19 protein-coding genes and 1 other annotated feature are annotated in these 20,506 nt (G+C 34.7%); of the genes, 5 read left to right on the forward strand and 14 right to left on the reverse strand.

All coding sequences use genetic code 11. From position 1 onward, the window contains the following. Nucleotides 1-160 precede the first annotated feature (160 nt). Complete coding sequence (locus tag I7822_RS29845) at nucleotides 161-328, forward strand: hypothetical protein (RefSeq protein WP_243459348.1); 168 nt, start codon at nucleotides 161-163, stop codon at nucleotides 326-328. Between the two features lie 228 nt (nucleotides 329-556). On the opposite strand, the gene pepF is transcribed toward I7822_RS29845, so the two are convergent. The 5 genes from pepF to mecA all read right to left on the reverse strand — a co-directional run bounded on the left by pepF (nucleotide 557) and on the right by mecA (nucleotide 6,494). Next, complete coding sequence (gene pepF / locus I7822_RS07990; protein WP_207976744.1) at nucleotides 557-2,383, reverse strand: oligoendopeptidase F; 1,827 nt, start codon at nucleotides 2,381-2,383, stop codon at nucleotides 557-559. Nucleotides 2,384-2,521: 138 nt separating this feature from the next. Beyond that, nucleotides 2,522-2,695: a hypothetical protein gene (locus I7822_RS07995; protein WP_207976746.1), complete on the reverse strand. Its 174-nt coding sequence runs from the start codon at nucleotides 2,693-2,695 to the stop codon at nucleotides 2,522-2,524. 75 nt (nucleotides 2,696-2,770) lie between these two features. Continuing rightward, entirely contained in the window at nucleotides 2,771-3,958 is a 1,188-nt protein-coding gene (locus I7822_RS08000; RefSeq protein ID WP_207976748.1) for a competence protein CoiA, read from the reverse strand. A 130-nt stretch (nucleotides 3,959-4,088) separates the two neighbouring features. Next, nucleotides 4,089-5,600, reverse strand: coding sequence for a cardiolipin synthase (gene cls / locus I7822_RS08005; protein ID WP_207976750.1), 1,512 nt, complete (start codon nucleotides 5,598-5,600; stop codon nucleotides 4,089-4,091). 222 nt (nucleotides 5,601-5,822) lie between these two features. After that, nucleotides 5,823-6,494 carry an adaptor protein MecA gene (gene mecA / locus I7822_RS08010; protein ID WP_207976751.1) on the reverse strand — a complete coding sequence of 224 codons (672 nt, stop codon included), beginning with the start codon at nucleotides 6,492-6,494 and terminating at the stop codon, nucleotides 5,823-5,825. A gap of 348 nt (nucleotides 6,495-6,842) precedes the next feature. Here mecA and I7822_RS08015 point away from each other — a divergent pair, with 348 nt between their 5' ends. Next, nucleotides 6,843-7,517: a TerC family protein gene (locus I7822_RS08015; protein WP_207976753.1), complete on the forward strand. Its 675-nt coding sequence runs from the start codon at nucleotides 6,843-6,845 to the stop codon at nucleotides 7,515-7,517. A gap of 152 nt (nucleotides 7,518-7,669) precedes the next feature. On the opposite strand, the gene spxA is transcribed toward I7822_RS08015, so the two are convergent. The 8 genes from spxA to I7822_RS08055 form a co-directional block, all read right to left on the reverse strand. After that, the gene (spxA, locus tag I7822_RS08020; RefSeq protein WP_066336328.1) at nucleotides 7,670-8,065 is read right to left on the reverse strand and encodes a transcriptional regulator SpxA; all 396 of its coding nucleotides are present in this window, start codon (nucleotides 8,063-8,065) and stop codon (nucleotides 7,670-7,672) included. A 266-nt stretch (nucleotides 8,066-8,331) separates the two neighbouring features. Continuing rightward, a complete protein-coding gene (locus I7822_RS08025) occupies nucleotides 8,332-8,910 on the reverse strand; it encodes a GNAT family N-acetyltransferase (protein WP_207976755.1) in 579 nt (192 codons plus the stop codon). A gap of 316 nt (nucleotides 8,911-9,226) precedes the next feature. Further along, nucleotides 9,227-10,438, reverse strand: a complete 1,212-nt coding sequence (locus I7822_RS08030) for a putative glycoside hydrolase (RefSeq protein ID WP_243459349.1) — start codon at nucleotides 10,436-10,438, stop codon at nucleotides 9,227-9,229. Nucleotides 10,439-10,874: 436 nt separating this feature from the next. Further along, nucleotides 10,875-11,813 (reverse strand): ABC transporter ATP-binding protein, encoded by a 939-nt coding sequence (locus tag I7822_RS08035; protein ID WP_207976757.1) that lies wholly within the window; start codon nucleotides 11,811-11,813, stop codon nucleotides 10,875-10,877. Between the two features lies 1 nt (nucleotide 11,814). Then, a complete protein-coding gene (locus tag I7822_RS08040; protein ID WP_207976759.1) occupies nucleotides 11,815-12,858 on the reverse strand; it encodes an ABC transporter ATP-binding protein in 1,044 nt (347 codons plus the stop codon). An 18-nt stretch (nucleotides 12,859-12,876) separates the two neighbouring features. Continuing rightward, nucleotides 12,877-13,899, reverse strand: coding sequence for an oligopeptide ABC transporter permease (gene opp3C, locus I7822_RS08045; protein WP_207976761.1), 1,023 nt, complete (start codon nucleotides 13,897-13,899; stop codon nucleotides 12,877-12,879). Continuing rightward, on the reverse strand, nucleotides 13,899-14,828 hold the full coding sequence (gene opp3b / locus I7822_RS08050; RefSeq protein ID WP_207976763.1) for an oligopeptide ABC transporter permease: 930 nt from the start codon (nucleotides 14,826-14,828) through the stop codon (nucleotides 13,899-13,901). The genes opp3C and opp3b overlap by 1 nt, the downstream gene beginning before the upstream one ends. A 146-nt stretch (nucleotides 14,829-14,974) precedes the next feature. Then, on the reverse strand, nucleotides 14,975-16,666 hold the full coding sequence (locus I7822_RS08055; RefSeq protein ID WP_207976765.1) for a peptide ABC transporter substrate-binding protein: 1,692 nt from the start codon (nucleotides 16,664-16,666) through the stop codon (nucleotides 14,975-14,977). A gap of 393 nt (nucleotides 16,667-17,059) precedes the next feature. On the opposite strand from I7822_RS08055, the gene I7822_RS08060 reads away from it, so the two are divergent. The 3 genes from I7822_RS08060 to I7822_RS08070 all read left to right on the forward strand — a co-directional run bounded on the left by I7822_RS08060 (nucleotide 17,060) and on the right by I7822_RS08070 (nucleotide 19,340). Beyond that, nucleotides 17,060-17,419 (forward strand): DUF3899 domain-containing protein, encoded by a 360-nt coding sequence (locus I7822_RS08060; RefSeq protein WP_207976766.1) that lies wholly within the window; start codon nucleotides 17,060-17,062, stop codon nucleotides 17,417-17,419. Nucleotides 17,420-17,478: 59 nt separating this feature from the next. Further along, nucleotides 17,479-17,685, forward strand: a binding site (T-box leader). Between the two features lie 215 nt (nucleotides 17,686-17,900). Beyond that, the gene (gene trpS, locus I7822_RS08065) at nucleotides 17,901-18,890 is read left to right on the forward strand and encodes a tryptophan--tRNA ligase (protein WP_207976768.1); all 990 of its coding nucleotides are present in this window, start codon (nucleotides 17,901-17,903) and stop codon (nucleotides 18,888-18,890) included. Between the two features lie 150 nt (nucleotides 18,891-19,040). After that, the gene (locus I7822_RS08070) at nucleotides 19,041-19,340 is read left to right on the forward strand and encodes a hypothetical protein (RefSeq protein WP_207976770.1); all 300 of its coding nucleotides are present in this window, start codon (nucleotides 19,041-19,043) and stop codon (nucleotides 19,338-19,340) included. A 337-nt stretch (nucleotides 19,341-19,677) separates the two neighbouring features. Here the strand turns inward: I7822_RS08070 and I7822_RS08075 are convergent, their stop codons facing one another. Continuing rightward, nucleotides 19,678-20,433, reverse strand: coding sequence for a YjbA family protein (locus tag I7822_RS08075; protein WP_207976772.1), 756 nt, complete (start codon nucleotides 20,431-20,433; stop codon nucleotides 19,678-19,680). Nucleotides 20,434-20,506 lie beyond the last annotated feature (73 nt).

The raw sequence follows: 20,506 nt of genomic DNA on the forward strand, positions 1-20,506 counted from the left end.
ACAAAAATGTCACAATCGATTCCGTTCAATTCCTGCTCTTAATAGTAATAGCGAGACTTATCGGACTTTACGGGCAGTTTACTTTCTTACTGCCCGTTATAAAAGGACATCCTTCATCATATACAATTAATATAGAATACTTTAGGAGGGTGTCTCGAAATTGAAATGGATTATTATTGGAAGTACCGCTACCTTAGTATTGTTTGTTCTTAATATATTAAGCTTTATGGATATTGTCCCAATGTATATTACATCCCCCCTATTATTTATTACTCTTTTCATCACACTTTATCTCATAAATCATCGGAAAACGTTTAGAGGGTTTTAGGTTCATTGGCTATTTTTATATAAAGCTGTTTTCGCAAGCTTTGTTGCTATTTACCATGCAATGCGGGGTGGTTGATTGAAGAGAGAGTTGCTCGCTTTCCGCGGAGCGGGCGGTGAGCAATCCGTTCCAATCAACCTGAATTAGTTTTTATTTTAAAAACAACATTCTCTTAGAAAAGAGACTTATATAAAAAGGAATGCGCAGATAATGCGGCATTCCTTTTTATTTTTAATTATTCATTTTTGCTAAAAGCTCTTCCATTTCATTTAGCTTCTCTTCGAACACTTTACATGCTTCTTCAATTGGAGCAGAGGATGTCATATCAACGCCAGCTTTTTTAAGTACTTCTATTGGGTAATCAGAGCTACCGGCTTTTAAAAATTCAAGATAACGATCAACTGCTGGTTGACCTTCTTCGAGAATTTGATTGCTTAAAGCAGTTGCAGCACTATAGCCTGTTGCGTACTGATATACATAGTAATTGTAGTAGAAGTGAGGAATTCTAGACCATTCGAGACCTATCTCTTCATCAACTACAATGTCATCACCAAAATATAGTTTGTTTAGCTCGTAGTATGTTTGTGTCAATAACTCAGGTGTTAATGGTTCTCCATCTTGAGCTTTTTGGTGAATAATATGTTCAAATTCTGCAAACATCGTTTGGCGGAATACTGTGCCTCTGAAGCCTTCAAGGAAATGATTTAATAAGTAGAGACGTTCTTTTTCATCATCGATAGTATTTAATAAATAATGATTTAACAAAGCTTCATTACATGTTGATGCAACCTCTGCCACAAAAATTGAATAGTTACCATATGGATATGGTTGAGTTTTGCGAGTATAGTAGCTATGAACAGAATGACCAAATTCATGTGCAAGCGTAAATAAATTATTTACATTATCCTGCCAATTCATAAGAATATACGGATTCGTCCCATAAGCACCCGATGAATAAGCACCACTTCTTTTCCCTTTATTCTCATGAATATCAACCCAACGATTTTCAAAGCCTTCTTTTAAAATAGATGTGTACTCTTTACCTAAAGGTTCAAGACCTTTTAAGATATAATCCTGTGCCTCATCATAGCTGACTTCCATCTTTACATCTTTAATGAGAGGTGTATACAGATCGTACATATGAACTTCATCAAGTTTTAATACTTCTTTACGTAGTTTTACATAACGTTGCAGAAGATCAAGATGCTTATGAACTGTACTAATTAGGTTTTCGTAAACAGACTCTGGAATATTATCACTGCTTAATGCAGCTTGCCTTGCTGATTCATAATTTCGAACCTTCGCGCTGAAATTATCCTTTTTCACAGTACCGCTTAAAGTACTTGCAAATGTATTTTTAAACCCACCATATGTTTTATATACAGCTTTAAATGCTTCTTCACGTACTCTGCGGTCTTCACTTTCTAAGAAACGAATGTAGCGGCCATGAGTTATTTCAACTTCCTGACCATTCTCATCCTTGATGCTTGGGAAAGTTAGGTCTGCATTATTTAACATTCCAAATGTATTACTAGAGGAGCCTAGAACCTCAGATGCCTGTGCTAATAATTCCTCTTGCTCAGCAGATAATACATGTGGACGCTGACGATTAATTTCATCGAGAGAATGCTCATAAAGCTTTAATTGTTCTTTTTCTTCTAAAAATTGTTTAATCTTAGCCTCATCAATTGTTAAAAGCTCTGGGACAATATATGAACTTAAACTTGATGCTTGTGTATATAAATTTCTTGCACGATCATTTAAAGCTTGATAGCTTGAGTTTGTCGTGTCTTGATCATATCTCATGTGTGCATATGTATAAAGTTTACCAAGACGCCCCATTACCTTATCTTGATAAGTAAGTGCTTCATATAATGTGTTCGCACTTTCACCAAGCTTACCTTTAAAATCGGCTAGCTTTGGCAAAGCCGCTTTTACTTCTTCATATTCTTTCTCCCATGCTTTGTCGCTTTCAAAAATGTCCTCTAATCTCCAGGTATCCTCTGTTTTGATTTCACTTCTAGTTGGTAGTTTTTTTACTGCAGTTTGTTCTGCCATTGCGCTTCCCCCTTTTGATTGAATTGCAAATGCGGAGCTGGTGCTGATTGAACTAATAAGTGTAATTGCTGTAATGAGAAGTAGTTTTCTTTTGTGCCTCATACTCTTCCTCCGATAGTTTTTCTCCGCATTAGCCATCTATAAATCATTCAGACGATCATTTATCGGATTAATAGAAGAGTATGATTTTATTGTACTATCTCTATCTTCACCCTGTGTGGTATCTTTTGTCAAATAGTAAGTTACAGCACCCGCACCTAGCAATGAAGCAGTAAACATAAAAGAATTTCGTTTTCTTTTCTTATTAAACATATGATCACCTCTTTGTTAATATCTCCCTTTTAATTTGTTCAAAAAAATAATTGCTATTCACCTGAGATTTTTTCGCTAGTCATAATTATTTCTTAAATTCGCATCAGAACTATATAATTCTTCAATCCGTCTCGACCATTCAATGGTACTTTGCTTGATAAATAGATTTTTTTGCTTTTGCTTTATGATTGAAAAATGGCAGAGCTGAATTAAATACTCTTTAATAACAAAGGAATAATGCACATCTACACTTAGTAAGTTACGAATAGAAATAATTCCTTCTTTGACTTTCTTTGCTAAATAATAATAAACATCTTGAAATGTAAAAGTGGTATTCAATGGTATGGCCTCAATATATAATAAGATCCAGCCTTGCCATACATAAACAGGTGATTCTATTAAGTAATTCGAATTTAGGGGAAGAAAAGCTAGAGATGGCAAATACGTTAAAGGCAATTGCTTAGCCTGATAAAGAAAGAGATTTAAAGCTTTCGTGTCTTTTGATTGAAATCTGATCGCTTTTTGCCGAAATCTTCTGATCTTATCAATCCAAGCTGCCATAATTGTTTTTTTATTAGGTTGTTGGTTGACCAAACTATGATAGGAAATTGAATGAATTGGGTATGTTGAATGGTTAGTAATAGCAGAGCGTGGAGAAAAAGGAATGATCGAATGAAGGATGATAAATGATTTTAAATCTGAGCAGTAAGAATATAAGGTAAGTGGGTCTCGCAAATTTGTCGAACGTGCGAAAAGCCATTGAAAAGGGGAAAGCTGAAATGACATCGTTCCTGTTCTTTTTAGTGATTTTGCTCCTAATATCCACAAGACCTTCATATCTAGCTTTCGATACTGTAAAGATCTCTTTATCAATAAATTTGAATCAATTGTAGAGCATTGAAATTCAATCGGAACGACTTGATCACCATTCGAGAACAAAATATCTGGACGCTGTTTAATTGTACTTATATACGGTTCAAGTTGAACATCTGTAATCATTGATTGCTTTTGTAGCCATTCGAATAAATCTATTTTTCCTTTCATATGATACTGCGTTTCAGCCTCACCTTTCATTGTACAGCCAGTTAATTTTTTATGTGCAAAATGCGCTGTTATGATTGTTCCGATTTTTAACTCTACCTCATTAGAACAAGTAGGACAAATAAAATTATTACGCTCTCTTAGCTTTACTAATCCTTGCTTAGTCCACTTTTTTTCTGCTACATTTACTAAGATTCCTTTCTCATCATAAGCTACAAACAAACATCATTACCTCCTTTTTCGATACAATTAATTATCCATAGTTTTATTTAGCTTTCAAATTAGCGAAATCGTATTTTAGAGATCTAAAAATAAAAAATAGGCTGACTAATTTACATTAGCCACCCTACAATTAAAGCAATGGAGATAACAGTCTAGCCGTTGATTCAAAAAGCTTTTTATAAAATGGACGCTTTGAAAACTCCTCTATGTTTATTGCTCTAGAAAGCTCTATATCCTTCACATACTCATTTACAAGTTTTTGGGTGCTTCCTGTCCGATAAAGGAATGCATTCACCTCAAAATTTAAATGAAAGCTTCGCATATCCATATTAGCCGTACCTATAGAAGCTAGCTCATAATCAACGATAATGATCTTACTATGCAAAAAACCTTTTTCATATTCATACACCTTTACACCTGCCTCAAGCAGTTCAGGAAAATAGGAACGTGAAGCATAATAAACAATTTTTTTATCAGGACGCTTGGGCACTAATAGTCTTACATCAATTCCACTAAGTGCCGCAACCTTAAGTGCAGATAGAATATCCTCATCTGGGACGAAATAAGGTGAGGCAATCCAAATTGATTCTTTCGCAGAAATAATCATTGAAAAAAACAAATTTTTAATGACATCCCACTTATTATCAGGTCCTCCAGCTATAAGTTGCACGCCTCCTGTATGCTCTGGCTGCTCTATTGTGGTGGTTAAATAGGTATGTGATAACAATTTTTCATCGGTCATGTAATACCAATCCTGTAAAAAGATAATTTGTAATGTTCTTACAGCCTCACCTTTAATTAATAGATGGGTATCACGCCAATAACCGAAATAGCTGTTTTTCCCTAAATACTCATCACCTACATTTAATCCTCCTACAAACCCAACCGATCCATCGATTACAATAATTTTTCTATGATTACGAAAGTTGATTTTGTTATTTAAAAAAGGAATCCGGACAGGTAGAAAGGGAACCATTTCTATACCAGCTTTACTAAGTTCCTTAATATAATCTTTTGATAACTTCCAGCACCCAACAGCATCGTAAAGAAAGCGGACCTCTACACCTTCCCGTGCCTTTTCAATTAACATATCCCTTAATTTCCGACCCACCTCGTCATGCCTGATGATATAGTATTCAAGATGGATATGATGCTTTGCCTTTTTTAATTCATTAAAGATATGGTCAAACGTTTCAATTCCATCAGTTAGCGCTTTTGTTTTTGTCCCAAACGAGATTGGACTATGCCCTAAACGATGAGCTAGTTTAAATAATAATTGCTGATGATCCCCCATATGCTCCATTTTATCTTGATAGGACGATCGGTTACCCTCAATTTCCAAAAATGCCTTTTCATCGGTTAACGCTTTTTTCTCAAATAAACGTCTTTTTTTAATATTTCTTCCAAAAAACAAATAGATAAAGAAGCCAACTAACGGAAACCCACCTAAAACAACCAACCATGTAATCGTATGTGACGGATGACGATTTTCAAGAAATATAACAATACATATAGAAATAATTGACAATGTAAAGAGGACACTTACTGTAGTAACAACCATATCTCCCCATAGGTTCTTAGTCAGTAATATAACGGAAGCAATAACTGCGATAAATAATAAAAAACGAAATGTATTCTTCATTGGTTTCACCTTGACTTTTCTTATTCTTACTTCCCTTATTTAGATGAAACGAAACCTTTAGATCGCCTTCCGACATCATCCAGGTTTGATTTTTTCTAAAACGCCATAAAATGCAGTTTCACATATTTTATTACTATATTCGTTAATTAAACCTTATCACTCAAATATATTTAATTCATGGATAAAAAAAGCCGATTCCATAAATGAAATCGGCTTTACTAGCTATGAAAAATGCTTTTTAATGACGTTTAATGCATAGTCTTTCGCAATGACGTTCCCATATTCTTCAAGGCGATGTATCGTCACCTTTGATTCTTGTCCATACTCGAGTATTATACTCAATGTATTCTCTATTTCTTCATCAATTACCTCATCATCAAACTCGATATATAAAAAATAGTTTTGGTCAAGTGAGTATAAATGATTCGTCATATCAGTAGATAACGAATATTTAGACAAGGAAATTATGTTTTCTAAATCATTAAACCTAAAGACAAATTGCAGCTGTTGCTCAAAATCTTCCGTTTGACCATCTTTTGAGTCATCGGGTTTATTAAAATGATGTTCCATCAAGGTTTCGATATTTTCATCGATCGGTAGTTCTTTTAATTTATCATCTGAAATTGGGAGTTCCAGCTTCTGTCCATCTTTAGACACTTGAGCCTTTGTTACGATGACTTCCAAGCCTTTATCAAGCGCCTGCACTTGAATCCAAAGAGGACCTTCAACCATAAATTCCTCTTCCTCATGAACTTCATCCATCATTTCCCAGAAAAGTTCCTCGCTACGATCACGATTGTACCAAATTTCATCACGATCAAAACCACGTTCTTCTATATCCATATACGAAATGTAAAACTTTACGGTATTTTCGTTGATACGTTCAATTTCCATTACTCAACCTTCCCTTCTATTTAAGATGTTGAAGGGACAACCCCCCTCTAGGGTAGTTGTACTTTACTTTACTACACTTTACCCAAAATATTCTATATTTAATCGTGGATAAAGAGAAAGTGTTAGAAATCATCCTCATAAGACATGAGGCGATTCAACACCTTTTTAAAACCTTCAATGATGAAAGAATCTTGTACTCCTATTTTATGATAAAACGTTCTTAAAGGAAATAAAAAAACTCTGATTTTACAAAAACAGTTATTTTACCTATATGTTTCTTTAATCATATTTTATGATTGTTTTCATATACATGTACGAGCAGTCATTAAGCTGAAAGAGGGTTTATAAATGGAACAAGAGTTTCTTTTATCACTATTGGTGATCATCGGAATTGATCTAATTCTTGGGGCTGATAATGCAGTAGTTATCGCAATGGCATGTCGTAATTTACCCGTTATTCAGCGAAGTAAGGCCATCATATTAGGGACCATGCTAGCGATTATCTTTCGCATCCTTATAACACTAATTGCTGTTTATTTGTTAGAGATACCTTTTTTACAGCTTGTTGGTGGTGTCTTCCTCATGTATATTGCTTATCATTTACTAACTGGCAAAGATGATGATACAAATAACATAAAAAGTCATGGATCACTTTGGAAAGCTATAAAGACAATTGTGATTGCGGATCTATTAATGGGATTTGATAATGTTATTGCAGTTGCAGGTGCTGCACAGGGGCATATGGTTCTTGTTGCTTTAGGATTATTAATCTCAATACCTATTATAATTTGGGGAAGTAAAATCATTCTTACTTTACTTACAAAATACCCAATGCTCATTTATGTTGGTGGAGGACTGCTTGCCTATACTGCTGGAAAGATGATTACCCAGGAGTACCAACTTCAATCCATCTATATGTCACATCCCCTACTTGCACAAAGTATACCTTACTTAACAACAGCGTTTATTCTGTTTGCAGGGGTCTTATATCAACAAATAATAAGCTCACAAGTTGACAAGTGAATCCTAAACGCATAATGGGCTCACATACATGACTATAAAATAAAAATAGGAAGAGGCAGACTCTAATGAATAACTCTAATTAACATGATGTTCTGATTTTATCATGTTAATTAGAGTTGTATATTTAGAATCTGCCTCTTATATAGTTCCGTTTAGTTAACTAAACGCTGTGCTTCTTTAAGCTGATAAGTACGCACACGGCGTGGAAGGAAACGACGAATTTCGTCTTCGTTATAACCTACCTGAAGTCTTTTTTCATCAATAATAATTGGTCGGCGAAGCAGACCTGGATTATCTTGAATAAGATTATATAAATCTTGCAATGGCATTGACTCTAGGTTGATATTTAATTTTTGAAAAGTCTTTGAGCGAGTTGAAATAATTTCATCTGTGCCATCCTCAGTCATTCTTAATATTTCTTTTATTTCTTGTTTCGTCAATGGCTCTGAAAAAATATTTCGCTCAGTGTATGATATGTCATGTTCTTCCAACCATGCTTTCGCTTTTCTACATGAAGTACAGCTTGGTGATGTATATAATGTAACCATTCATCCTTCACTCCTCTATTATAGAATGAGTTTACAATCAAACCAAAACGTATATTGAAATTAAAATTACTTTAAATAAGAAATCATATTTTGATTATACTATAAAAAAGTAAGTATGCATATAGAAATTGAATTAAAAGTGTGACAAAACCATTACAAACATTAAGAAACCTTAAATATAACTGATGTTCTAGAAAGGAATATTTTTTAAACAATGAAATTTATGTAGACTTTTATCTCACTACCCTTTAGGTTTTCATTCTCAATTAACTAAGCTCATCGAAAATATTCTTGTTTTTACCTTCCTCAGCCAAAGTCAATACTTCGCTGACCGGCTGGTATGACTCACCATATAACTCTTTATCTTTGAAGGTATGAATCATGTTGTACGTTTTTTTCATTGCTTCATAAATATGTTCTTCTGATTCGTCATTTGGGGCCCAATAAAGGATTTCCATTTTGTTTACCTCATTAGTAGCAAGAGAGCGGCGTTCATAGCCAATGGTATCAGCATGTTTAAAGTCCTCCCTTTGATAAAACTTTAATCTTTTCTCAGTATCTGTGTCTTCATAGTTAACAGGCTCTACTTCAAGGATAATAGGTTTCCCTTTTTTCTTTAGCTTTTCTAAAAGCTTATGGCCAAGTCCTTCACCACGAGCATCTTTAGAAACAAAAATGTAGTCGATAAAAATAAAATCATTAAGCTCAACATACATCATCACATGGTGTTTCCCTTCATCCTTATGATAAATGTCAGCTCTTTCTTCAAGTAAAGCTTCCATATGTGCCTTCGATTTCATTTCTTCAATGGGAAAATACTGATTCAACTTCTCATACCAGTTCATTGATCTACTCCCTTTTGTTTTCATCTTTAATAAATTCTCCCATGTTTAGATATACCCTTCTTTTTTTTAGGATAAACATGGTAAATTTATCAATTGTAGCGGTAATAAGTATGGTGGTAACAAGTAGATGGAGTCTGATTGAACCACTTTTTAGAGTATTGAACAACTTCACTAATGGATAGGACCACTTTTTGCATTTATTGAACCACTCTCACTTATTTTTGAACAAGACTGACTTTTTTACTCTCTAACTTGCGATTGTACAAATTCACATAGAAAAAAGGCTAGATATTTTCATCTAACCTAGAGTCTATGTTTATTTAGTTAAAGGAGTATAGTCAACACCTTGTGTATATGTATTACCTGCATTCCATAAAAGAAACTCGTTAATTCCCTGCTCATTTAAAGCTTTAATTTGAGCTTCAACCTCTTCTTTCCCGTATTGTTGATAATTGCCTTTTCCTAAGTAGGATGCTGTAAAATCTTGAATCCAAGGTCTGGAGATTGGTTTATTTTTAAGTTGTTCAAGTTTTTTGCTTTCTAATTTTGCATATTCTGTAATCAGTCGATATGGTTCAAGATCAGGCTTTGATATTCCAAAATAAGATGTCCAATGACTTGGGTAAATCATTGAGGAAATAACATCTACATGTTCAGAAATTTTTGAGAAGTTTTGCCCTATTCCTGGTGCTTCTGGGAGAGTTGCTGTATAGCCAAAAATATCAACAGAAACCTTAATTCCATATGGTTCTAATTTTTCTTTAGCATATGCAACAAAATCTGTAACAGCTGTTACTCGTTTTTGAACATTATCTTGATTGGATTTAGCGTATTTCCCTTCGCTAAACGTTAATTCACCATCTCTTCGCTCAAAGCCTTCTGGAAACCGAACATAATCAAATTGGATTTCTTGAAAACCAAGCTTCGCTGCTTCTATTGCTATATTTACATTATAGTCCCATACTTCTTGTAGAAACGGGTTTACAAATGACTCACCTCTGCCATTTTTCCAAACCTTTTCTCCGTCTTTAAACGACCATTCAGGATTTTCAGTCGCCAAAACAGTATCCTTAAAAACAACAACTCTAGCAATCGGATAGATTTGTTCCTTTTCTAACGTTTTAAGAACTTTTTTTGGATCTTTAATATAATTTTTGCTTATCGGATAAAAGGGTGATGACTTCTCTGGCAGATACGTTAAATTTCCATAGTCATCTTTTATATCAATTACCATTGCATTTAGTTCTGAATTTTTCATCAAAGAAGTAAGTTTTTCAAATGTTGTACCACCTGCAGAATGCCCTGTTACATAAACACCACGAACCGCATCAGGATATGTAAAGGAAAAACCAGAATCAAAGGCAAACCTTGGGATAGACTTTGGTAGAGTCTTAACTTCTAGAAGTAATTTGTTTTGTACATGTTGTTTAATCCCTAGGTTTGTTTCCGCATGAGAATTTGTTGGCAAAAAGACGATATATATGAAAAAAATTGTGATGATCATTTGAACCTTGTTATGATAACGCATTAGTAATCCCCCATTTTAATTTCTATTTTTATTATATAGAAAATAATCAAGCCTATATAGATTAGTTAGTAGGATTTATATTAGGGTTCATGTATCTGTTTAAAAAAAGCTTGTCGTATATTATATGCAACATGTCCTATGAAGATAAAGAAAACTTTTAGGTTTTTAAAAATGGCTGTTTTCGCCGAACCTTGTTGCTATTTACCAAGTAATGTAGCGTGGTTGATTTCCGCTACAGTTGCTCGCTTTCCGCGGGGCGGGCGGTGAGCCTCATCGGTGAAAACGCCTGCGGGGTCTCACCTAATAGCAACAATCTCTTAGAAAACAGCCTTAAAAATAGATGCAAGGCTTGTCACAATATCCGGACCAGTCTTTCAACATCCCTGTTAACAACAAAAAAGATTGCCCTTAAATACCAAAGGCAACCTCTAATTATTTATGAATACTGTTTTTTATATTGAGCAAATTCCGTTTGTGAACACATTACAAAGTGACCTGGCTTCACTTCACGGAATTCAACTTCTTCATCTGGCTTGTAATTGTGCATGCTTGGATTATATGTTTTCCTAACACGGGTGCGTTCATAATCGGGATCAGGAAGTGGAATTGCCGATAATAACGACTGTGTATATGGATGAATTGGATTATTGTAAAGTTCATTAGCATCAGCTAGCTCAACTAGCTTTCCAAAATACATAACTCCAATACGATCACTAATGTACTTAACCATTGAAAGGTCATGGGCAATGAATAAATAAGTTAGCCCTTTTTCCTTTTGAAGTTTCCTCATTAAGTTTACAACCTGTGCTTGGATGGAGACATCAAGAGCCGAGATTGGTTCATCAGCAATAATAAATTCCGGTTCCACAGCAAGTGCACGAGCAATTCCAATTCGTTGACGTTGTCCACCACTAAATTCATGTGGGTAACGATTTGCATGCTCTTTGTTTAAACCGACAGTTTCAAGAAGTTCAATTACTCGATTCATTCGTTCTGTTTTAGATTTAGCAAGACCATGAATATCAATACCTTCAGCAATAATATCTGAGACCTTCATTCTCGGATTCAACGATGCCTGAGGGTCCTGAAAGATCATTTGCATTTTTCGGTTGAATTCCTTTAGCTGAGATCTTGATTTTTTCCCATGAACATCCGTTCCATCAAATATGACTTCACCATCTGTTGCATCATATAAACGAATAATTGTTCTTCCGGTCGTTGATTTTCCGCAGCCAGATTCACCAACTAATCCTAACGTCTCACCTTTATAAATATCAAAAGAAATATTATCAACCGCTTTAACTTCGTTAGGTTTACCTACGTTAAAGTATTGTTTTAGATTTTTTATTTCTACTAGTTTTTCTTTATTCGCCACCTTAGTTTCCCTCCTTTTTTTCAGGGAATTGACGTTGACGTCGTTTTACCGCAGCAGGTGGTTCTACCTTTGGCGCGTCGGGGTGAAGTAACCATGTTGCTGCATAATGTGTATCAGATACCTTAAACATTGGTGGCTGCTCTTCCAAATCAATTTTCATCACATACTCATTACGAGGTGCGAAGGCATCACCTTTTGGAGGATGCAATAAATTTGGTGGAGTTCCAGGAATAGCATATAGTTCCTCATCTTCAGTATCAAGGCTCGGCATTGAACTAATTAATCCCCATGTATAAGGATGTTGTGGATTATAGAATACCTCGTCAACTGTACCAATCTCAACAATTTTCCCACCATACATAACGGCAACTCGATCGGCTACGTTTGCTACCACACCAAGGTCATGAGTAATAAAAACAATTGATGTATCAATCTTCTTTTGTAACTCTTTCATAAGTTCTAAAATTTGCGCTTGAATCGTAACGTCCAATGCTGTTGTTGGCTCATCAGCAATTAAAACCTTTGGATTACATGCAAGAGCAATGGCAATAACGACCCTTTGTCTCATCCCACCAGAGAATTGATGTGGATATTGATTAAAACGAGCTTCTGGTTGTGGAATACCAACTAATCTTAACAAATCAATCGCACGTTCTTTTGCAGCACTCTTACTTAAATTTTGATGCTTAACAATTGGCTCAATGATTTGCTTTCCAATTTTCATTGTGGGATTTAACGATGTCATCGGATCTTGGAAAATCATTGATATATCTTTCCCACGGATTTTTTGCATTGCTTTATTAGATAACTTGGCTAAATCTTTGCCTTCAAAGAGTATTTCACCGTTCTTAATTTCAGAGTTTGATTCAGGTAACAAGCGCATAATCGCTTTTGTTGTTACAGATTTACCTGATCCAGATTCACCAACAATTGCTAAAGTCTCACCTTTGAGTAAATCAAAATCGACTCCTCGAATTGCCTGTACTTCTCCTGAAAACGTATGGAATGAAATGTGTAAGTCTTTAACCTCTAAGATTTTTTCCATTATTATTCACCTACCTTTTTAGTCACGCATTTTCGGATCTAAAGCATCGCGTAGTCCATCTGCAATCATGTTAAAACAGATCATAATTAAACTGATTACTACTGCCGGTATAATCATTTGATAAGGGTATAATTGAAGTACTTTAAAGCCGTCATCAATAAGAGTACCTAATGATGCTAATGGTGGCTGTAACCCTAAACCAATGAAACTTAAAAATGCTTCAAAGAAAATAGCATTTGGAATTGTAAACATCGTATTAATGATAATTACACCAGCTAAATTAGGTAGTAGATGCTTCCAAATAATTTTCCCATTTGCAAGTCCCAGTGTTCTAGCCGCTAAAACATATTCTTGTTGCTTTAATTTCATTACTTGAGCACGCACTACCCTTGCCATTCCGACCCATCCAGTAATCGTTAACGCTATTGTAATAGATAAAATACCTGGATCTAATACAATAATCATTAGGATTACGACAACTAGGTTTGGAATCCCAACTAATATTTCTGTAATACGTTGCATAATATTATCTGTTCGACCACCAACAAACCCAGAAACAGCACCATATAAAACACCAATAACCATGTCTATAACTGCAGCTAATACAGCGATATATAAAGAAACTTGTGTTCCTTTCCATACACGTGTAAAGAGATCACGACCTAGACTATCAGTGCCTAACCAATAATATTCGTCAACATTCTTTTGCTCATATACATTGTAAACATCGCCATTTCTTCTTTCTAAATCACCATCAAATGGTAACCAGCTAACATTCTCTAAAACAGGAATTCTTGGTGGTAAATTATTGTGTTTTAAATTTTGATCATCATATCCATAATCATTAATATGTGGACCTACAAGAGCCATTATTGTTAATAAGACTAATACAACTAAACTAACAATCGCTCCTTTATTTTTCCTCACTCGTAACCATGCATCTTGCCAATAATTAAGACTTGGTTTTGAAATCTCTTCACTTTTATTAGCATCTATTTGAGCGGGAGTAAACATGTCTTTTGTTATTTTTTCTTGTGCCATTATTTTTTCCCTCCCGCTAATCGAATCCGCGGATCAATAATTCCATATAGTATGTCTACAATTAAGATAACAACAACGAATAGTACCGCAAATAGGATAGTTGTACCCATGATGACAGGGTAATCATTTACTGTAATGGATTTAACGAATTGCTCACCCAGACCTGGAATACCAAATATTTTTTCAATTACTAATGAGCCAGTCATTAAACTTACAACCAATGGTCCTAAAACAGTGACTACCGGAATTAATGCATTTCGGAGTGCATGCTTAAACGCGATATCAAACCAGCTTGCACCTTTTGCCTTTGCTAAGGTAATGTAATCAGATTCTAATACCTCTACCATTTCGGTTCTAACAAACCTGGCTGCAGTAGCAATCGGAAACATCGCTAAAGCAATTGTTGGTAACACCGTATATTCTGGTCCTCGCCAAAACGCAACAGGGAACCAACCTAATTTTACACCTATATAATATTGTAATAATCCCGCAAATACGAAGGAAGGTATTGATTTTCCTAAAACTGCGATAAATGTAGAACTATAATCAACCCATGTATTCTGTTTTAATGCTGAGATAACTCCTAAAATAATTCCAAAAATTGTTCCAAATAGAATTGCTTGAAACCCAAGTGTTGCGGATGGACCAATGCTATTTAAAAGAATTTCAGTAACACCTACATTATCGAATTGAAATGAAACACCTAAGTCTCCTTTCAACATATTCACCATATAGTTCATATATTGAACTGGCATTGGCTCATCTAAACCATACTTGTCTTTCATGATGGTAAGCTGTGTTTCAGATAATTTACCAGCATTCGTAAAAGGCGTACCAGGGATAATTTTCATGAGGAAAAATGTAAACGTGCCAATTAAAAATAGAGTAATGATCATATAAAATATACGTTGAGTTAAGTATTTCACCATATGAGTGCACCTCCCAAAGATTTTGAATTTTCTACAAAGTTCGACAATTTTCCAGCAAGGGAAAAGAGAGTATATTGACAATCAACATACTCTCTTTCAACCAAGGTAGTCATTGTAATAATTAGACAAAATTAATTAAAAACGTATTATTTTACAGATGTCCATTTAAAGCTATATTCTGGACCTACTAAATGATAAGTGAATCCATCAACCTTCTCACTTACTAATACGTTTGAAGAACGTTGATAAAGTGGTGCAATCGCAGCGTCTTCTTCAAGCAAAATTTTCTCAGCTTCAGCAAGAGCATCATAACGCTCTACTGGTTTTTGAGCTAAAGTTGTTTGAGCATCTTTTACTAACTTATCATACTTCTCATTAGAGTAATCCATCTTATTGTTTCCTCCGCCAGTTAACCATAAGTCAGAGAAAGTCATTGGATCTAAGTAGTCAGGACCCCAACCAGCTAATTGGATATCATAATCCTGAGAATTTTCACGGTCTAAACGTACACTAAATGGTACGCTTTCAACTTTAAGTTTTAAACCTGGAAGATTTGTTTCTAATTGGTTTTTAATGTATTCAGCAGTTTTCTTAGCACTTTCAGTATCATCACCTAAGTATCTTACTTCAACTGTATCTTTTCCAATAGCTGCTAAGCCTTTTTCCCAAGCTTTTTTCGCTTCATCTACATTATAAGGTAATAATTCATCACCATTAATTTCACGGAAGTCTTTTCCCGTTTCTTCATTTTTAGCGAATTCTTTAGGAACAGCATAGTTCGCAACAATTGAACCATTGTTTAATACACTGTTAACGTAATCTTCTTTGTTAATTGCTTGTGCAATCGCTTTACGAATATCTGGATTTTTCAATGCATCATTTTCTTTTTGGTTAAATTTAAGCCAGAAAATAGTTGGCTCTAACCAGTTAACTAATCTTTCATCACCTTCATATTGAGGAACGATGTCAGAAGAAAGTTTTCCTGTAACATCAGCTTCACCAGTTTCAAAAGCATTTGCAGATGACTGTGAATCCTTCAATACATTCCATTGAACTGTTTCTAGCTTAACTGTTTCTGCATCCCAATAGTCTTTATTTTTAGAGTAAGTCCATGAAGAAGCAGTGCTTCCACCCCAGTCAGATAAAACGAATGGTCCGTTATATACTAGGTTTTCAGCAGTTTTTGCGTAATTTTCACCTTGTTCTTCAACAAACTTTTGGTTTTGTGGATAGAACGTTGGGAAAGCCATTAAAGATTTAAAGTAAGGAATTGGTCTCTCTAATGTAACTTCAAGTGTTTTTTCATCAATTGCTTTAACACCTAAAGTGTTAAGTTCATATTCTTTTTTCTCTGCTCCAGCAGCAGAAATTTCAGCAGCACCTTTAATTTTCCCATCCATCATGTATGGGCCATAAGGTGAAGCATTTTCTGGATTAATTGCTCGTTGCCAAGCATAAACAAAGTCGTTAGCGGTTACAGGATCACCATTAGACCATTTTGCATCTCTTAATTTAAATGTGTAAACAGTTCCGTCTTCACTAACTTCTGGATCACCGTCAGCCATACCAGGAACTACTTCTTGGTTAGGATCAAGACGATATAATCCTTCCATTACATTGTTCATTGTAGTGAAACTAACTGTATCTTGAGCCATAACGCTATCCATTGATGGAATCGCTTGTGATTCTAATGCTTTAATTTCTTGTGTTGCTTCTTTGCCTTCATCAGCACCAGTATCTGTCTCTTTCCCAGTATCCCCGCCACCATTACATGCTGCTAAGAACATACTGAGTACTAGTGTTAAAGCTAAAAGTAGAAAAAATTTCGACCTTTTCACTAATAGACCTCCCTTTTATTTATACAAGTTGTACTTACAACGCTATTATACAAGTATTCAAACAATTGTGCATTTATTTTTTTAATAAAATTTACACAAATGCAACAATATTAAGAATTCAAGAGAAAAAAATAGTTCTAAATACCTACTTTGCTTTACATAACTTTAACTTTTTTACTTACAAACGCTTTAACGCGTTGACTTGGAAAGGGTTACATAATGTAACAAATATTCTCCCTATCCAAATGCATATTACTACAAAATTCGACAGTATTCTTGTGAACGTATATTCAAATTGCATTATTAGAATAACTTTATTTCTATTTTTAGCTCCTCCACCTTTCATTTGATATAATGGTTATTAACGTATATTGGAAAGAGAGTGGTTGAAAATTGCTCCAAAAAAGAACTTTTTCTCTATTTATTGTGTCTGTATGTACAACAATCTTACTTTCTTTTTTCATTTACCAAAAATTAACTTTGTTGTCCTTCATAAATATTTCATTTGTTATTGCAGGTTCTTTATTATTCTTATCCCTTTTAACCATGACTGTTAAAGGTGGATTCTTTGATGGAATCTCTTATGGATTTCGCAGGATGTTTGTGTCAAAGGGACAAGAGCTATCAAAAAAGGAAATAAATGAAATGACCCCAGTCTCTGAGTTATTGAATTTCGATCATTTTCCGATTCTTTTTTGTGGTCTTCTCATGACAGCTAGCATGCTAGTAGCTCTTTTTATTTACTATTTATAGCCCTTTTCTTGAAAACAATTTGCAAAAATTAACTCTATTTCTTATAATAAGAAAAAAATAGTTGAGCTATGACAAAGATTAGTACATACATGATTCATTTTAAGAGAGCCTGTGGTTGCTGCGAACAGGTAATGTGCAGTATGGAATGGACTTTTGAGCTTCTGTGCAGAAGATAGTACGTGCAGACGTAATCTTGCGTTAAAGATTGAAGTGATTTCTACTGTTTAGAAATAATTAGGGTGGCACCGCGGTCCATCGTCCCTATCAATAATTGGGGACGAGTGGGCTTTTTTTATTTGAAAAGCGGAAGCGCCTTGCTCTGCCTAGGGCAAACAAGACGATATTACAGAAAGGTGTTCTTTACCTTTCAATGATAATCGGCTTGTGACCTCGAGGGGATAGGTGCTGTAGCTAGACACGAACACTAAGTACAAAACTCACTTCATTAAAACTTATTACTAATTAAATCAGGAGGATAAAAATGAAAACAATTTTTTCAGGTATTCAACCAAGCGGTTCAGTTACATTAGGGAATTATATTGGGGCATTGAAACAGTTTGTCGATTTACAAAATGAGTATAATTGTTACTTCTGTATCGTTGATCAACATGCGATTACTGTTGCTCAAGATCGACTTGCTTTAAGAAAAAACATTAAAAGTCTTGCTGCACTTTATCTAGCTGTTGGCTTAGATCCAGATAAAGTGACACTTTTCATTCAATCAGAGGTTCCAGCTCACGCCCAAGCAGGTTGGATGTTACAATGTGTCGCTTATATCGGTGAACTCGAAAGAATGACCCAGTTTAAAGATAAATCTCAGGGAAAAGAAGCTGTTTCAGCTGGGCTTCTCACATATCCTCCATTAATGGCTGCAGACATCCTGCTATATAATACTGATTTAGTACCTGTAGGCGAGGACCAGAAACAACATTTAGAATTAACGAGAGATTTAGCTGAACGATTTAACAAAAAATATAATGACATCTTTACAATTCCTGAAGTACGCATACCAAAAGTAGGTGCTCGAATTATGTCCCTTGCAGAACCTACTAAGAAAATGAGTAAATCAGATGCAAACCAAAAAGCATTCATTACATTATTAGATGAACCAAAGCAAATCGAAAAAAAGATCAAAAGTGCCGTAACTGACTCAGATGGAATCGTGAAATATGACAAAGAAAATAAGCCTGGTGTTTCGAATCTTTTGTCTATCTACTCCATATTAAATAATGAATCAATCGAGCAAATTGAAGCAAGGTATGAAGGTAAAGGCTATGGAGATTTTAAAAATGATGTTGCAGAAGTGGTTGTAAAGACATTAACACCAATTCAAGAAAGATATAAACAACTGATGGAATCTGATGAATTAGATCGAATATTAGACCAAGGTGCTGAAAAAGCGAATGCTGTTGCAAGTAAAATGGTGAAGAAAATGGAAAATGCGATGGGACTTGGTCGAAAGCGGAAATAATAATTTTTGACGGTATAAAATTAATTTTACTCAAACAACTTTGTTTTTTGCTCCTATTTTTTCTTCATTGATAGGGGCTTTATTTCATTTTTAGAATTCATCTACTGTAAAAAAATGTGGTAAAATGTAAAAGGAAAGGAGGTAAATAAAATGGAGGAAAAACTGGATCTCATCTTAAAGGAATTATCAGGTGTAAAAGAAGATATAAAAGAAATTAAAGATGAAGTCAAAGCTGTGAAAATTGAGTTGAGTGATGTTAAGGCAAAGCAAGTTGAAGTAAAAACAATCGTTTCTGCAATTAAAGTATCTCAAGAAATGACAAATGCTAAAACAACTGCTTTAGAAGGCATTCAAGAAAGACAACAGCTTCTTATGGAAACTCTATCATACCGCTCGATTCAACAAGAATCAGATATAAAGGAATTAAAACGAATTATTCAAAACCAATAATATTTGTATTTAATATTTACTCCGCTATTTCACCATCATGATTCCCACCTGATAATTGCCAATCAAATTGACTAAACTATATTATTTCAAATAGAACAAAAGCGCAAGCGCCTTGATCAGCCTCGTGCAAATAAGATGATTTAGAATAGAAGGCGTTCTTTGCCTTCAATTCTAAATTAGCTAGACCCTAGAGGGGCTAGGCGCTGGAGCTGGATGTCGTGCGCTTATCCACAGTTCAAGAATTTTGTAATTTCCTAAACGATAAAAAAATGTGAGCTGAATGTTAATCAACATTCGCTCACATCGTCTTTTTAAATGGTTTCTTAGCTTGTCCACACTAGTTAACCTTTGATTCATGCTCCATATCCCAGAGCTTTTCAAAGAAAGGTTGTCCCTTAATTAGGCGTTCACATAGTTGAATATGCTTATGAGACCATCCATGCAATGTTTCTTCATATAGCTTTTGCCATACTTCATTAAATTCTCTTTCCTGAATGTCACCATACATAGTAGGGTTCCATTCGGTGTACCAATACTTAACCTCTGCTGCATTTTTCGTCCCTTGTAATTGATCAAGAGCCATAAATAAAAGCTGTTTTAATTGTCGTTCTTTTCTTGTTAAACCACGTACATACTCTGGTGCTAATGACAAAATATGATAGTCCTTTTCTTCTGATCCATTTTTCATGAATTCAGTCGAATATTCTTCAGGCTCAATATCCTTTACCATTTCAAATACAAGCTGCTCCTGACGTGGAATAATCCGGCTTTTGCGAATTGGAATTGTATATCCGATTGTGTCTACTGCTAATATTCCAATTCCGTCTGTAACGATAAAGCAGTAATCTAGTTGAATTCTCTCATGGTTTTTTCTTATATAAGCCTTTTGAAAAATATCTTTTAATAGACCAGGTGGTAACTCCGATAAGTTATTTTCTATGTAGTCAAAAAGTAAGGAATTAACCTTTAAAAGGGGGACCTGATCAAGGAGTTCAACGCTATCATCCTTTCTCCATTCATGAAAATGACAGACGTTGTACCCGTTCTCTTCACCTTCAAACCAATTTACCCAAACATCATGAAGAAATAACATTTTTTTACCCCTCACTTCAGTACCATTTGTCAAACAGTATAGGCAAAAAATAAATAATTTATTCCAATCAATG

Source organism: Metabacillus bambusae (assembly GCF_017497975.1).
Classification (GTDB): Bacteria; Bacillota; Bacilli; order Bacillales; family Bacillaceae; genus Metabacillus; species Metabacillus bambusae.